12 protein-coding genes are annotated in these 16,061 nt (G+C 35.7%); 2 read left to right on the top strand and 10 right to left on the bottom strand.

The annotated features are described in order from the left end of the window. The first annotated feature begins 118 nt into the window (after window positions 1-118). Both ACYQ1N_RS02495 and ACYQ1N_RS02490 read left to right on the top strand, forming a co-directional pair. Window positions 119-1,495, top strand: a complete 1,377-nt coding sequence (locus ACYQ1N_RS02495; RefSeq protein WP_459832352.1) for a TrpB-like pyridoxal phosphate-dependent enzyme — start codon at window positions 119-121, stop codon at window positions 1,493-1,495. Window positions 1,496-1,505: 10 nt separating this feature from the next. Further along, window positions 1,506-2,171, top strand: a complete 666-nt coding sequence (locus ACYQ1N_RS02490; RefSeq protein ID WP_459832349.1) for a phosphatase PAP2 family protein — start codon at window positions 1,506-1,508, stop codon at window positions 2,169-2,171. A gap of 138 nt (window positions 2,172-2,309) precedes the next feature. Here the strand turns inward: ACYQ1N_RS02490 and ACYQ1N_RS02485 are convergent, their stop codons facing one another. From ACYQ1N_RS02485 to dnaA, 10 genes are all read right to left on the bottom strand, one after another. Beyond that, window positions 2,310-3,002, bottom strand: coding sequence for a DUF4428 domain-containing protein (locus ACYQ1N_RS02485; protein WP_459832347.1), 693 nt, complete (start codon window positions 3,000-3,002; stop codon window positions 2,310-2,312). A gap of 177 nt (window positions 3,003-3,179) precedes the next feature. Then, window positions 3,180-4,772, bottom strand: a complete 1,593-nt coding sequence (locus ACYQ1N_RS02480; protein WP_459832344.1) for a hypothetical protein — start codon at window positions 4,770-4,772, stop codon at window positions 3,180-3,182. A 545-nt stretch (window positions 4,773-5,317) separates the two neighbouring features. Next, the gene (locus tag ACYQ1N_RS02475) at window positions 5,318-5,860 is read right to left on the bottom strand and encodes a Fe-S-containing hydro-lyase (protein ID WP_459832341.1); all 543 of its coding nucleotides are present in this window, start codon (window positions 5,858-5,860) and stop codon (window positions 5,318-5,320) included. 2 nt (window positions 5,861-5,862) lie between these two features. Continuing rightward, entirely contained in the window at window positions 5,863-6,717 is an 855-nt protein-coding gene (locus ACYQ1N_RS02470) for a fumarate hydratase (RefSeq protein WP_459832339.1), read from the bottom strand. Window positions 6,718-6,854: 137 nt separating this feature from the next. After that, window positions 6,855-9,374 (bottom strand): DNA gyrase subunit A, encoded by a 2,520-nt coding sequence (gyrA, locus tag ACYQ1N_RS02465; RefSeq protein WP_459832336.1) that lies wholly within the window; start codon window positions 9,372-9,374, stop codon window positions 6,855-6,857. Between the two features lie 11 nt (window positions 9,375-9,385). Beyond that, the gene (gene gyrB / locus ACYQ1N_RS02460; protein WP_459832334.1) at window positions 9,386-11,557 is read right to left on the bottom strand and encodes a DNA topoisomerase (ATP-hydrolyzing) subunit B; all 2,172 of its coding nucleotides are present in this window, start codon (window positions 11,555-11,557) and stop codon (window positions 9,386-9,388) included. Window positions 11,558-11,569: 12 nt separating this feature from the next. Continuing rightward, the gene (recF, locus tag ACYQ1N_RS02455; RefSeq protein WP_459832331.1) at window positions 11,570-12,679 is read right to left on the bottom strand and encodes a DNA replication/repair protein RecF; all 1,110 of its coding nucleotides are present in this window, start codon (window positions 12,677-12,679) and stop codon (window positions 11,570-11,572) included. Beyond that, window positions 12,669-12,887: an RNA-binding S4 domain-containing protein gene (locus ACYQ1N_RS02450; RefSeq protein ID WP_459832328.1), complete on the bottom strand. Its 219-nt coding sequence runs from the start codon at window positions 12,885-12,887 to the stop codon at window positions 12,669-12,671. Before ACYQ1N_RS02450 ends, recF begins: the two co-directional genes overlap by 11 nt. A 3-nt stretch (window positions 12,888-12,890) precedes the next feature. Further along, complete coding sequence (gene dnaN, locus ACYQ1N_RS02445) at window positions 12,891-13,994, bottom strand: DNA polymerase III subunit beta (protein WP_459832326.1); 1,104 nt, start codon at window positions 13,992-13,994, stop codon at window positions 12,891-12,893. Window positions 13,995-14,278: 284 nt separating this feature from the next. After that, complete coding sequence (gene dnaA, locus ACYQ1N_RS02440) at window positions 14,279-15,631, bottom strand: chromosomal replication initiator protein DnaA (RefSeq protein WP_459832323.1); 1,353 nt, start codon at window positions 15,629-15,631, stop codon at window positions 14,279-14,281. Between the last annotated feature and the right edge of the window lie 430 nt (window positions 15,632-16,061).

The following is a 16,061-nucleotide window of genomic DNA, read 5'->3' as shown; positions in this document are numbered from 1 at the left end:
CTGCAAAATTAATTTATGTTTTATCTTATTAAAACATTAACATATTTACTGTATACATTTTTGTGTTAAAATCTAATGTATTGAGTTTTATATTTTAAAAGTACAGAAAGGATTCACTATGAAATATTCAGATATCCCTTATAAAATTATTCTTGATGAAAAGGAAATTCCCACACAATGGTATAATGTCCGCTCAGACATGAAAAATAAACCGGCACCACTCCTTAATCCGGGAACATTAAAGCCTTTAACATTTGAGGAGATGCAGCCTATATTCTGCGATGAACTTATCAAACAGGAATTGGACGACACTACGGCATACTTTGATATTCCTACTCCTGTTCAGGATTTCTACAGAATGTACCGTCCTTCACCTCTTATTCACGCCGAATATTTGGAAAAGGCTCTCGATACCCCGGCTAAAATTTTCTACAAATATGAAGGATCCAATACATCCGGAAGCCATAAACTTAACTCTGCCATTGCACAGGCTTATTATGCAAAAGAACAGGGACTTAAAGGCGTAACAACCGAAACCGGTGCAGGACAATGGGGAACCGCTCTTTCAATGGCTTCTTCATTTTTCGGAATAGACTGCAAAGTATATATGGTTAAAGTTTCTTATGAACAGAAGCCTTTCAGAAAAGAAGTAATGCGTACATACGGTGCAAGCGTAACCCCTTCTCCGTCCATGGAAACTGAAGTGGGAAGAGCAATAAACGCGGCACATCCCGGCACTACAGGTTCTCTCGGATGTGCCATTTCCGAAGCCGTTGAAGTTGCAACTAAATCAGAGGGCTACAGATATGTACTCGGAAGTGTTCTTAACCAGGTTCTTCTTCATCAGACAGTCATAGGTCTTGAGACGATGACGGCATGTAAAAAATATGATATAAAACCGGATATTATTATCGGCTGTGCCGGCGGCGGCTCTAACCTCGGAGGACTCATCTCTCCTTTCGTTGGAGAAAAGCTTCGCGGCGAAGCGGATTACAGAATTATTGCCGTTGAGCCTGCTTCATGCCCTTCTCTTACGAGAGGTAAGTTTGCATATGACTTTGCGGATCTCGGAAAAGTATGTCCTATGGCCAAAATGTATACATTGGGTCATGACTTTATTCCGTCAGCTAACCATGCCGGAGGTCTTCGTTACCACGGTATGAGCCCTGTTGTTTCTCAGCTCTATCATGACGGCATTATCGAGGCCACATCTGTTGAACAGACATCCGTATTTGAAGCTGCAACTCTCTTTGCACGTACGGAGGGAATCCTTCCTGCCCCTGAATCAGGTCATGCAATAAGAACCGCTGTCGACGAAGCTCTTAAATGCAAAGAAACCGGAGAAGATAAGACGATTATATTCGGTCTTACCGGTACGGGATACTTCGATCTTGCGGCATATGCTCAGTATAATAACGGCACAATGACGGATACGGTTCCTACGGATAAGGATCTTGAAGAAGGATTTGCAACCATTCCCGATGTAGAATTATAAAGAGGAATTCATGAAAAAAAATAAAATTTATTACATTATATCAGGATGTATATTTGCATTCTTTGTTATTTACACAATTATGGTGTCTGCAGTCGGAGTAAAGCCCCTCGGTGTAAACGGTACAAATATAGGATTTGCGGATATTAATATTAATTTTCACAATATGACCGGACTGCATCTCGATATGTATGATCTTACCGATAAGTTAAGTATTATAATATATGCACTGATGGGAATGTTTGCGGCTGTTTGGGTAATTAAGCTTTTTATGAAGAAATTTGATAAAACAATATTTATGCTGGGTATATTGTATATTTTATTGTTTATTTTCTATTTCATATTCCAAAAGATTATTATTAATTACAGACCGGTACTTATTGACGGCGCCATGGAGGCTTCATATCCTTCAAGTACCACCATGCTTGCAACAACGGTACTTATTACAGCCATAATGGCATTCTTTTATCTGATAAAATCAAAGATTATACGAACCGTATTAACTGTTGCTCTCATTGCCTTTGCGGCATACATGGTAATAGTAAGAATGACATGCGGCGTACATTGGCTTACGGATATTATCGGAGGTCTTATTGCAAGTGCCGGTTTTATATTCCTTTATGCCGGTTTTTGCACATCAGTAAATAAGACAAAAAGAAACGGAAGATATTACAGATAATTAATAAAAATATATCTTATTTAAGAATACACAAACTATAATAAAAACGGATTTGCAGAAATAATTTATTTCATCAAATCCGTTTTTTATGTTCTTATATATTAATAATTCCGATAATTATAAATCATTTATTGAATATTATTCTTTACATATCCACATAAGTATATTTATAATCTGCTCTGCATTATACATTGCGATTTTATATGTATCACTTGACAGAGAAACCTGTCTGTCCAATACGTATATCGGAAGTTCAGGTCTGTCGTTTAAATTGGTTTTTATTCTTATGAGAATCTCGCTGCAGCTTGCCGTATCGTCATTTTTTCCCGGCATTTCCGTATAAAATGCAAATACACCCGTATCCTGAGCTTTGTTATCTCTTCCTCCTTCGGAAATTACATTTCCGTCTTTTAGCAAAGTATAACCAACTACCGAATCAAACGATATAATATCATCGGGATCCACATTCGGTACATTCTTTACAAGACCCGAAAGATACGGAATAGTAAGCTGTTTACTTTCATTATCTACAAATAAAAACGAGCCTGATTTATTGGTTACGTTAAATGTATCCGCCTTATCTGATTTTTTTTGTATAAGTTCTTTTAACGCTTCATCAGAATAATTTTCGACTTCTTTTTTATGGCGCATAATTGCGGACTTGCCCGCACAGTCATCACATATATAAAAATCTCTTGTAATTTTATTCTTATTAAATGCTCCGAGTTCTGCACCGCATACACAGCATTTTATATCTTCTTTTATTTCAATCACTTCTCCCGTATTGGAATCTATGATCTCTCTTTTCTTTTTAGGACTGAATAAACCCATAATTATCCTCCTTTTCTTATATTAAGTGAAAAATTATCCACAATTTTAATATATAAATCACACTGTAACCGTATATGTTTATTTTAACATATAAAATAAATATGATATATAAATAAACGGATATCAATATGCATCCTTAAATATGGGGCATATTAATATCCGTAATTTTTCATATTATTAATTTTTGTTTTTACGTTTTATCATATAAACCGACGATAATATTGTTACGCATGACGCTGCCGCAATTATGGATATCCACAAAACAATATTTGAATTATCCCCCGTTTTTACTGTATTCTTAACGGCTTCATTACTTTTGATAAGTTTAATGTCATTTTTATTTTCCTGAGTTGTACCTCCGGAATTATCTTTATCTTCAGTTTTGTTATTTTCATTATCGGGAACTGTTTCATTTTCATTATTATTTTTTACCTGAAGTGTAAAAAATATTCCCTCATCTCCCTCAGGTGATATAAAATCTCTTCCTTCATCAGACTGCTTTGCTTCCCATTCAAATTCAAATACTCCCTGACGGTTATTCATGGAAGCGACTGAGTGAAACATACCTCCGGATGCGCCTTTTACGGTATAATATTCTCCCTCTTTGGCATTATCGCTTAATTTAATTCCCGGAACGGTTATTTTTAATACATCGTCACATGCATATACCGCCTGCTCCAACTGATAGAAATTGGTTATATTATCGGTATTTAATGACATTATAACCTCTATGGTATCTCCCACAACCTGAACATTGCTGACTGAAAATGTAGATGCTCCGCCTTCGAATTTAATTTCGTCCGGAGTAGGAATCTTTGTGAATTCCATTCCTTCCGGAAGAGTCATTGAAGCATAAAATTCCGACCTGAGGTCACTTAATTTAATCTGTTCCTTATCTAACTGATTTGAATTGGTATTGGCTATTCTTGAAAGTTCCTTTTTTACCGGGATTGTTGTATATGTTCCGGTAAACGAATATACTCCTCCGGCTTTTGCCTCAAAAACCTTATCATGTTCCGTATCGTCACCGATAAGTATATCTCCTTCGGTAAAAACATTTTCACCTGTAGGAATTCCCGGAACAAATTCGGTAGTCAAAAGATTTACATTTGATCCCGTAAGACCGACACTTGCCGAAATCCATCTTCCGTATCCTATATTTCTTTCAGACGGGGTAACCGAAGATACATACTGTGATGAATCCGTTCCCTCTTTTGCTTTCCCCGTATAATTTATTTTAAATGCAACCACGGCGTCTCTAGGCTCTGTTTTATAACTTTCCACGGTTTCCTTAACGGTTCTTACCGTCGGATCCTTACCGCCGGTTATAAAAACTCTTACAACAAATACATTATCCGTATTTGATATCAGCTTTGTATTAACTATTGTTGCGGTGCTTGCATCCTCATATGTTCCCGAAAATCCTTCCGGAAGCGTGACCGTAACGTCAACATAATTATTATTGTCTAATATTGTATACGCACCGCCGAGATAACTCTGAGCTATTTCAAGCAATCCGTTTATTTCATCAAGCATATCAGACTGATTAAAAGAATATGTCAATGTTCCGGAAACATCCGTATCTTCATATACTTTGTTTCCCTCATCAACTTCAACTTTACTTACGTTTGTTGTTTCTCCCGAAAATGAAGCATTGTAATCTGCAGCTTTTACATCTGTTTTAAATCCTGTTATTCCGATGACGGCTGTTGATAAGGCTGCAAAAAGAACAATAGCACTCTTTACCGATTTTTTCACATAATTTTCCATATTTTGCAATCCCCTGACTATATTAAAAATTAAACATATTTATATATCTGTCTTAAATATAGCAAGTAATTAAAAAGCAAAATATTAAATTACCTAAAATGCCGAATGAATACTTATTTTGTATATTTTTTTATATTTGTAAAATATAATAAAATGATATTTCTCATTCTTCGCACGATTTTCTGATTCATAACACATAAAAAAATCCTGCCGAACGGCAGGATTTGAGAATGAAAACTTTACACTATAAATTCTTTGGGGAAGAAAATAATAGTTTAATAACTACCGCTTTAAATAGCACGAAGGAGAAATGTACATATTTACCCCGGTAGTATAAAGTTTGGGAAATATCATCGTCTATGGGATATTCCGATGATACCGTTGAAGTGTAAACACTTCACAAACAAATATATTTATTATAAATATATTCGTCTGCTTATTAGGGTAGTTAGATAGTAACATCATAATTTATGATTTTCCATTTTTTTACCCAAACTGTAAATTAAGTACCCGAATTGCGTTTATATTTGTATTATTTGAATATATTACATATTATCGGCACATTCGTCATATAAATTTCTTCCGCCGGAGTCGGTTGCAACTATAACCGGGAAATTCTTAACCGTGAGTTTTCTTACGGCTTCCGGTCCCAGGTCTTCATATGCTATTACCTCGGAAGAAGTAATACATTTTGAAAGGAGGGCTCCCGCTCCTCCGACGGCAACAAAGTATATACATTTATTTCTTTTTATTGACTCCGTTACTTCGCCGGACCTTCTTCCTTTTCCTATCATTCCGATAAGTCCGTTATTTAACAATGTAGGCGTATATTTATCCATTCTTCCGCTTGTGGTGGGACCTGCCGAGCCTATTACCGCTCCCGGTCTTGCAGGAGTCGGACCCAGATAATATATGGTTTGGTTTCTTATGTCGAAGGGGAAAGGTTCTCCCTTTTCGTATGATTCCGTCATTCTTTTATGGGCCGCATCCCTTGCCGAATAAATTACTCCTGACAGGTATACCACATCGCCTGCTTCAAATTCCTTTATGTCATCTTTTGAAAACGGAACATTTAAATATCTCTCCATTATCATATCTCCCTGATTTTATGTCTGTTAACATGACAGCACATATTTACGGCAAGAGGCATACCCGCAATATGAGTGGGATATGTTTCAATATTTATGCCGAGTGCCGTATTTTTTCCTCCCAGTCCCGCAGGACCCAATCCGATTTTATTTATTTCGGTGAGAAGTTCTTCTTCAAGTTCGTCAACATATGGCTTTCTGTACGGAGAAGACGATTTCCCGTCAATATTTCTTGTAAGCGCTCTCTTTGCAAGTATGGCCGCCGTTTCAAAATCTCCTCCGATTCCGACTCCCACGATAAAAGGCGGACATGCATTCGGTCCCGCATCCCTTACTGTATCCAATATTGTTTTTTTTATTCCTTCAAGACCGTCGGAAGGTTTGAGCATGAAAATACGGCTCATATTTTCACTTCCGAAGCCTTTTGGAGAAACCGTTATTTTAACTTTACTCCCGGGAACTATATTCATATGTATTATTGCCGGAGTATTGTCATTTGTATTTATTCTTTCAACCGGATCTTCCACAACGGATTTACGAAGATAACCCTCTTTATATCCTTCTCTTACTCCCCTGTTTACGGCTTCAGTCAGATCTCCTCCGAAAAAATGTACATCCTGTCCTATATCCAGAAATATAACTGCCATTCCCGTGTCCTGACATATTGGTATCATTTCATTTTCGGCTATGTCCACATTTTTATGAAGTTGATTCAGAACCGATTTCCCTACTTCTGAATTCTCTGTTTTTTCTGCATTAAATAATGATTTTTTTATATCACTTTCAAGATAGTAATTTGCTTCAATACACATTTCTTTAATATTTGACGCTATCTCGTTTACATCTATTTCTCTCATACTTCCTCCGAAATTTTAATTATCTGAATTATATATGCTGAGAACGGTTATTTACAAAGTATATTTAAATATATAATAAAACCGCCCGGTATTATATGTCCGGGCGGTTTTTACAACAAATTAATTAAGATAATTAATCAATTTTCATCAGATTCGGATTTATCCGAAATATCATCTTCAGATTCTCCGTTTATATCGTCAATTTTGGCAATTGCCGCAACTTTAATATCATTTTCCAAATTAATTAACTTCACTCCCGTGGTAACTCTTCCGTTAATCGAAATGTCATTACACTTGATTTTAATGATTATTCCTTCGTCTGTTATAATCATAAGTCCCTGAGAGTCGTTAACCAATTTGAAACCTACAAGATTGCCGCTCTTGCTGACTATCTTATAGCACTTTACGCCTTTACCTCCGCGTTTTTGAGGAGTAAATTCACTTATTTTTGTTCTCTTTCCGAATCCGTTTTCCGAAACCAGAAGTAAATAATCTTCTTCATTTCCGTCAGAGGCAATGTTTGGAGTTATCTGCATGCCTATTACATGGTCATTTGCCGAAAGATTAATTCCTTTAACGCCTCTTGCGGTTCTTCCCATTGAACGAACATCATTTTCATCAAATAATATGCACTGTCCGAGCTTTGTTACAAGAATTATTTTCTTCGTTCCGTCGGTAACTCTTACACCTATAAGTTCATCATCTTCCGAAAGAGTAAGAGCTCTTAAGCCGTTTTTATTGATATTGGCAAATTCCATAATATTGGTTTTCTTAACGATACCGCTCTTAGTAGACATAAATAATTTATTCTCGTCGCTGAGAACATCTTTATTTACCGGAATAATGGCGCTTATTTTTTCATCCGGCATAAGATTAAGAAGATTTATTACGGCAGTACCTCTTGATGTTCTTGAACTTTCCGGAATCTGATATCCCTTTAACTTATATACTCTTCCCTGGTTGGTAAAGAATAAAAGAGAATCGTGAGTCATGGTTGCAAATAATTCTTCAACATAATCATCTTCAACGGTTTGCATTCCCTTAATGCCTTTTCCGCCGCGCTTTTGATTTTTAAAATTATCCGAACTCTGTCTCTTAATATATCCGAGATTGGTTCTTGTAATAATAACGGGTTCGTTCGGAATAAGATCTTCATCCGAAAAATCGGTTATGTCCGAATCGATGGCCGTTCTTCTTTTATCTGAATATTTCTCGGATATTTCAGTTATTTCTTTTCTGATTACGAGAAGGAGCTTCTTTCTGTCATTTAAGATTTCTTTATATTCTTTAATCTTAGCCTGAAGTTCTTTTAATTCATCTTCTATCTTTTCTCTTTCAAGTCCGGTCAAAGCACGAAGTCTCATATCTACAATAGCCTGAGCCTGAACTTCGCTTAATTCAAATTCTTTGATAAGACTTTCTTTTGCAACGGATACGTTAGCCGAACCTCTTATTATACTTATTACTCTGTCGATATTATCAAGAGCCGTTATTAAACCTTTTAATATATGAGCTCTCTCTTCGGCTTTGTTAAGATCATACTTTGTTCTTCTTGTAATAACATCTTCCTGATGAGCAAGATAATACTTCAACATCTCAAGAAGATTTAAAACCTTAGGTTCGTTATTAACAAGTGACAGCATTATAACGCCGAATGTATCCTGGAGCTGCGTATATTTAAATAATCTGTTGAGAATAACATTTGCATTAACGTCTCTTCTGAGTTCTATTACTATTCTCATACCGGTTCTGTCGGATTCATCCCTGAGAGCCGTAATTCCGTCAATTCTCTTGTTTTTTACAAGCTCTCCGATTTTTCCGATAAGACGCTCCTTATTAACCATATAAGGAATTTCCGTAACAACTATTCTGTTTTTTCCGTTATCCATCGGTTCAATGTCTGTTACGGCACGAACAATTATCTTTCCTCTTCCGGTTCTGTATGCCTGCTCAATACCTGAACGTCCTTTTATTATCGCTCCCATAGGAAAATCAGGTCCTTTTACAATATCCATGACTTCATCGATGGTTGTATCCGAATCATTTTCAACGATGTTATCAATTATCTTTACCACGGCTCCTATTACCTCTCCCAGATTATGAGGAGGTATGTTGGTTGCCATACCTACGGCAATACCTGAAGTTCCGTTAACAAGAAGATTAGGATATCTGGCGGGAAGTACATTCGGCTCTCTTTCCGTTTCATCAAAGTTAGGAACAAAATCAACTGTATCCTTGTTGATGTCGGACAGCATTTCCATTGATATTTTACTTAATCTGGCCTCGGTATAACGCATTGCGGCAGCTCCGTCACCGTCCACGGAACCGAAATTTCCGTGACCGTCAACCAGCGGATATCTTGTTGAAAAATCCTGTGCAAGTTTTACAAGGGCGTCGTATATAGATGAATCACCGTGAGGGTGATATTTACCCATTGTATCACCTACGATACGAGCACATTTTCTGTGTGGTTTATCAGGACCGTTATTAAGCTCTATCATTGAGAATAATATTCTTCTCTGAACAGGCTTAAGACCGTCTCTTACATCAGGAAGGGCTCTCTGAGCTATTACGCTCATTGAATAATCGATGTAATACTCTTCCATAGTCTTTTTTATATCTACATCGCTTATTTTATCAAAAATGTGTTCATCCATAGTAATCTCCGTTAAATATCCAGGTTCTTAACAAATTTGGCGTTGGCCTCAATAAACTCTCTTCTCGGCTCTACCTCATCTCCCATAAGAGTTGAAAATGTAATATCCACGTCAGATTCATTATCTTCATCCATGTTAACTCTAAGAAGAACCCTTCTTTCGGGATCCATAGTCGTCTCCCAAAGTTGTTCCGCATCCATCTCACCGAGACCTTTATATCTTTGAATCTTATTATTCTGATCTCTTCCGAGTTCATCCAGAATACTCTCAAGTTCTCTGTCATCATAGGCATATCTGACTTTTTTATTACGTTCGACCTTATATAAAGGCGGCTGAGCAAGATATACATGACCCTGTTTAATAAGTTCCGGCATAAATCTATAGAAAAATGTCAACAGAAGCGTAGCAATATGAGCACCGTCAACATCGGCATCCGTCATAATTATTATTTTCCAATATTTAAGTTTGGAAATATCAAAATCTTCATGTATTCCCGTACCGAATGCCGTTATCATTGTGAGAATTTCCTGATTCTCCAATACTTTATCAAGTCTTGCCTTTTCAACATTCAGAATTTTTCCCCTCAAAGGAAGAATTGCCTGAGTTGCTCTTGTTCTTGCGCTCTTTGCCGAACCACCGGCAGAATCTCCCTCAACGAGGAATATTTCGCAATTTTCCGGATTTCTGTCAGAGCAGTCGGCAAGCTTACCCGGAAGTCCGCCTCCGTCAAGGGCACTCTTTCTTCTTGTAAGATCCCTTGCCTTTCTTGCAGCCTCTCTTGCTCTCTGCGCAAGAAGTGATTTTTCACATATAATTTTGGCAATATTCGGATTTTGCTCAAGATACAGAGTAAGTGATTCCGTAACCACCGAGTCAACTGCGCTTCTTGCCTCCGTATTACCGAGCTTGTCCTTTGTCTGTCCTTCAAATTGAGGGTTTTCTATTTTTACGCTTACAATGGCTGTTATTCCCTCTCTTATGTCTTCGCCGGAAAGAGACGCTTCATTGTCTTTGATTATTTTATTTTTCTTTGCATAATCGTTAAATGTCTTTGTAAGAGCATTTTTAAATCCCGTAAGATGCATACCGCCGCCGGGCGTATTGATATTATTGGCAAAACATTCAACATTTTCCGTATATCCGTCGTTATGCTGAAAAGCTACTTCTACCTGGAGAGGTACTTCCACCCTTTCATCTTCTTTCATAACTTCAAAGTACTTAGTTCCCTCAAAGTATATTACATCGTCATATAAAGGCTTCTTACTTCTGTTGAGATAACTTACAAATTCTTTAATACCGCCCTCGTAGAAAAATACTTCATGTCTATATCCTTCAAAATCGGCGTCATTTACGTCATTTGTTCCTTCCTCATTTTCGGAAACGGCTTCTTCGCCGTTAATACCCATAAGAGTTTCTCTTGCATAATCATCGGTTTTTTCCTGAAAAACATCCGAATAAACATCATCGTTATGTTCTGATTCTTCAATATCCGTATATGTATTGTTTTCTTTTTCGAGGGCCGCGCTTATTTCTTCATCGGATCTCATATCCCTGATTGTTATCTTAAGTCCCTTTGTTAAAAAAGCCATCTCTCTTAAACGACGGCGAAGAGTATCATACTTATATACCGTGGTTTCTGTAAAAATAGACTTATCGGGTAAAAATGTTACCTTGGTTCCCGTGTCTTCAATGTCACATTCCCCGATTACGGTAAGTTCGGTTTGAATCTTACCCTTTGCATATCTCTGTTCGTAAATTTTTCCGCCTCTTTTTACATTTACAACGAGCCACTCGGACAATGCATTGACAACAGATGCTCCTACACCGTGGAGACCTCCGGATACTTTATATCCTCCTCCTCCGAACTTTCCTCCGGCATGAAGTTCCGTATATACAAGTTCTATCGCCGGTCTTCCTGTTTTGTGGTTTATGTCTACCGGTACTCCTCGTCCGTTATCAATTACGGTTATGGAGTTGTCTTTATTAATAATTACATTTATCTCTGTACAAAAACCCGCAAGAGCTTCATCTACCGAGTTATCTACAATTTCATAAACTAAATGGTGTAATCCACGTTCGGATGTACTTCCGATGTACATTCCGGGTCTTTTTCTTACGGCTTCAAGTCCCTCAAGGACATCTATCTGATCGCCCCCGTATTTTTGTTCAGCATTATTTGCCAATATCAACACCTCCTATAATGTACTCCGTTTTACAACCTTTCCGTTATTAACCTCATAAATGGTACCTTCCGACATATCAGATATATTTAATTCATCATATCCCGTACATGTTATGACTGTCTGAATATTCTTAATGTTAGAAAATAATAATTTCTGTCTGTTCTCATCCAATTCAGATAATACATCATCAAGAAGAAGCACCGGGTCATCGCCGGTCTCCTCTTTTATCATGCTTATCTCGGCAAGTTTGGTACTTATTGCCGCAGTTCTCTTCTGCCCCTGAGATCCGAATACTTTAACATCCATATCATTTATATAAAATGTTATATCGTCTCTATGAGGTCCGAAAGATGTTAATCCATACTTTAAATCTCTCTGTCTGTTTTCCGAAATTTTATCAGCCAGTTCATCAGCCCTTGTATTTGGATTATATTCCATGCGAAGACTCTCTTTTCCGCCTGTAATATTATAATGTATTTCGGATACAATTTGTGATAATTTTTCTATATAAACGAATCTGTCTTTTATAATTTTTTTTGCATAAAAGACAAACTGCTCATCCAATATATCCAAAAGAGTTATATCACCGTTACCGTGAACGTCACGGTTTTTCAGATATTTATTCCTGCTGTCCAATATTTTATTAAAGTTAACCAGGTTATTATAATATATTTTACTGACAGATATCAGTTCACTGTCTATAAAATCTCTTCTTACGGCCGGTCCCATTCTTATGATATCCAGATTTTCCGGAGAAAATACCACAACATTTAAAATCCCTATAAGTTCTCCGAGATTTTTAACAGGAAACTTATCTACCGCAATTCCCTTCCTTGCCGATTTTTTTATATGTACGTCTATTCTGTTCGAAGTATACTTTTTTTCAACAATAAGCTTTATATGTGCATCGTCACATTGATTTAAACCGTCAGTAAATCTTAAAAGCTCTTTATCCTTTGCGCCTCTGTATGATTTTGCGGCGGCGCACATATATATTGCCTCCAATATATTGCTCTTCCCCTGAGCATTGCTGCCGTACAGTATATTTATTCCGTCGCTTAATTCTAATTTTAAATACGGATAATTACGAAAATCTTTTAACTCGATTTCTTTAATCTTCATCCCTTATAACCTTAAAAACGGTTCCGTTAAATTCAACAGTCTCACCGCCGTATAATTTGGCTCCCCGTCTTGTATCAACTTCTCCGTTTAATTTAACATTTCCGGACTGTATTTCCGTTTTTGATTCAGCTCCGTTATATACAAGTCCCGCAAGTTTAAGAGCCTGTCCGAGTTTTATAAACTCTCCGGTAAAATGTACTTCTTCCATAATTTAATCCTCAATAAAGTTAACAGGTAAAATAAGATAAATATATGATCCTTCTTCATCTCTTATGAAACAAGGAGACATTGCATTGACAAATGTCAATGTAACGGTTTCGTCATCTATTACTTTAAGGGCGTCAAGTAAAAACTTTGGATTAAATCCTATCTTTATATCCTTACCCTCTTTTTCCGTTTCAACTTCTTCCTTACCTTCACCGAGAGTTGATTTTACGCTTAAAAGAATGTTGTTATCCGTTATATTGAGAATAACAGGTCTTTTATCACTTTCTTTTATAAATATCATCTCTGTATCAATGGCGTCTATAAGGGATTTTCTGTTAACTTTAAGCTTTGTTTCATAGTCATTTGATATCATTTTATTGATATTAAAATAATCTCCCTGAATAAGTCTTGAAACCACTCTTGTACTGTTAAATTCAAACATTACATGATTATCCGAAAAATATATTGTTACGGTCTTGTCGTTATCCGCTTCCAGTATTCTCTCTATTTCATTAAGAGATTTGCCGGGAATTATTACATATATATTGCCGTCATATTCAACATGAAGATTTCTTATTGCTATTCTGTGACTGTCCAGTGCAACTACTTTAAGGTTATTATTCTTAACTTCAAACAATTCTCCGGTCATTATCGGATTATTGTCATTAGGTGATAATGAAAATTTAGTTTGTTTGATAATATCTTTTAATTCCAGCTGTGATATTGTAATGCTTATATTTTTTTCAACTTCCGTTAAATATGAAAACTCTTCTGAAGGTAAACCGTTTAATCTGTAATTTTTTCTTTCACATGTAACCGTAACGATATTTTTATCGTCAGACTCAATAGTTATCGGCATATCCGGAAGTTTTTTTACCAAATCCGAAATTATCTTCGCGTCTATTGCAACGCTTCCCTTTTCAATAATTTCTCCTTCCACGGTAGTTTCAATACCGAGATCTAAATCATTTCCGGTTAATTTTATGCAGTTTGATTCGGCGTCTATTAATATACATTCAAGTATATTCATTGTTGTTCGTATCGTTACTGCTTTTTGTACTATATCAACAGCTTTTACAAGATTATTTTTTTCAAAAACTAATTTCATGTGAATAACTCCTTTCGTCTTATACAGACAAGAATTCATATGTATATATATATTATTTTCAGTAGTCGTAGTAATAGTGTGTGTGAATTAGTGGATAAGTACATCAAATGCAGAAGTTATGCACATTTCGTGAAAGGATAACTGTGTTTATTCACATTGAATATTATGTGCATGAGTGTGAATAAAAAATTCGGTAAAAGTTATTCACATAAGTTATTCACATTTATCACCACTAAATCACAAGTTATTCACATATTTATATGAATAACTTTTTAAATCACATATTAATTAGGATCTATCTTCTTTATAAGAATATTAATTGTATTTTTAAGATTTTCATCCGTCAACAATTCTTCCGTTATGGTCTTTGCCCCGTGAATAACGGTTGAATGATCTTTTTTTCCGAGTTTTTTTGCAATATTAAGAGCCGGTTCCTGAGTCATCTGTCTGCATAAATACATAACTATCTGGCGCGGTTTTGAAATATTGGCATTTTTTTTTCGTGAAACAAGATCGTCTATCGTTATATGAAAATGCTCCGCAACTATTTCCATGATTAATTCAACATTTACTTCTCTTTTATTATTGGAAGAAATAAGATCCTTTAATGCTTCCTGAGCCAATGAGAGGGTTATGGGAGCTCCGCTTAAAGATGCAAATGCCGAAAGATTGTTAATTGCTCCCTCAAGTTCACGTATCGAGGATTTAACATTGCTTGCGATATAATCCTTAACGTCTTCCGGAATTACAAGTCCCTTTTTCTTTTCTATCTTACTGTCAAGAATCGCTCTTATTGTTTCATATGTCGGAACCTGAATGTCACATATGAGACCTTCCGAAAATCTTGTTCTTAATCTGTCTTCAAGTGTTGAAATTTCACTCGGCGGTTTATCGGAGGTAATTACGATTTGTTTGTTGTGCTGGTATAAATCGTTAAATGTATGGAAAAATTCTTCCTGTGTAGATTCTTTACCTATAACGAACTGTATGTCGTCTATGAGAAGAACATCTACATTTCTGTATTTTTCTCTGAATTTTTCTACATTTCTGTCTCCGATTGCTTTTATGATTTCATTTGTAAATGTTTCCGAAGTAACATATAAAACTTTAAAATCAGGTCTTGTATCTATAATATGATGCGCTATTGCCTGCATTAAATGAGTTTTACCGAGTCCGGCGCCTCCGTGAATAAACAAAGGGTTATATTCGGTTGCAGGTTCTTCCGCAACAGATACGGATGCTGCATGTGCAAATCTGTTATTTGTTCCTACTATAAAATTATCAAAAGTATAGTTTGGATTGAGATTTCTTGCATATTCGCTGTTGTTTGCCGCAGGTTTTGTTTCGTTTACGATATTTTTGTCATGGTTCGATATATCTGATGCGGAAAGTATTTTCAGTGTATAATTTTTACCGAGAGTATCATTTATACTGAACTGCAAGGGTGTAAGATATTTTTTCTTTATGATGTTTATTCCGACGGATTCTGTCTCTTTACTTACTATAGTAACAACATCATTTTCAACGCTGTAAATTTCCAGAGGTTTTATCCATGTATTATAAGATAAAGAACCTATTTCGAAATCTTTTTTGAAATTTTCAATAATTTCATCCCATTTAGATAGTAATTCATCCATTATTTAATTCCTTAAAAGCTGTTCAATCGCTAAATTGAATACAAATAGCAACTTAATAGGGGTTAAAAAATGTACATATCATACATATAGCTATAAAAATATACGTACCGATATGCACAAGAGAGTTAATATACACTTTTTTATCTTTTACGGCAATTGTGAAATATAAAAAATTTCAACAAAAAAAATGTGAATAAGATCACAAAAATCTGACTGAAAACAAAATAAATCACATTTTTATAATATGTGAATAAAAACATATACACATTTTATAATTAATTTTTGAGCATACAAAAAAAACAAAAAATAATTATTTTAAGCGAAATATACTCAAAAATTTTAAATAAAAATGGCTTATTTGTATGATTATTCGTATAATAACACCTATAAATCCATAAAATTCATAAATTTATTTTGTACTAATAATACA

Source organism: Howardella ureilytica, from assembly GCF_054657495.1.
The sequence above is the reverse complement of the archived record's forward strand: the minus strand, read 5'-3'. Positions and strand labels throughout refer to the sequence as shown.

Excerpts from the sequence above, each read along its gene's own strand:
- ACYQ1N_RS02495 (WP_459832352.1), top strand. The coding sequence starts at position 119 with ATGAAATATTCAGATATCCCTTATAAAATTATTCTTGATGAAAAGGAA.
- ACYQ1N_RS02490 (WP_459832349.1), top strand. The coding sequence starts at position 1,506 with ATGAAAAAAAATAAAATTTATTACATTATATCAGGATGTATATTTGCA.
- ACYQ1N_RS02485 (WP_459832347.1), bottom strand. The coding sequence starts at position 3,002 with ATGGGTTTATTCAGTCCTAAAAAGAAAAGAGAGATCATAGATTCCAAT.
- ACYQ1N_RS02480 (WP_459832344.1), bottom strand. The coding sequence starts at position 4,772 with ATGGAAAATTATGTGAAAAAATCGGTAAAGAGTGCTATTGTTCTTTTT.
- ACYQ1N_RS02475 (WP_459832341.1), bottom strand. The coding sequence starts at position 5,860 with ATGGAGAGATATTTAAATGTTCCGTTTTCAAAAGATGACATAAAGGAA.
- ACYQ1N_RS02470 (WP_459832339.1), bottom strand. The coding sequence starts at position 6,717 with ATGAGAGAAATAGATGTAAACGAGATAGCGTCAAATATTAAAGAAATG.
- gyrA (WP_459832336.1), bottom strand. The coding sequence starts at position 9,374 with ATGGATGAACACATTTTTGATAAAATAAGCGATGTAGATATAAAAAAG.
- recF (WP_459832331.1), bottom strand. The coding sequence starts at position 12,679 with ATGAAGATTAAAGAAATCGAGTTAAAAGATTTTCGTAATTATCCGTAT.
- ACYQ1N_RS02450 (WP_459832328.1), bottom strand. The coding sequence starts at position 12,887 with ATGGAAGAAGTACATTTTACCGGAGAGTTTATAAAACTCGGACAGGCT.
- dnaN (WP_459832326.1), bottom strand. The coding sequence starts at position 13,994 with ATGAAATTAGTTTTTGAAAAAAATAATCTTGTAAAAGCTGTTGATATA.
- dnaA (WP_459832323.1), bottom strand. The coding sequence starts at position 15,631 with ATGGATGAATTACTATCTAAATGGGATGAAATTATTGAAAATTTCAAA.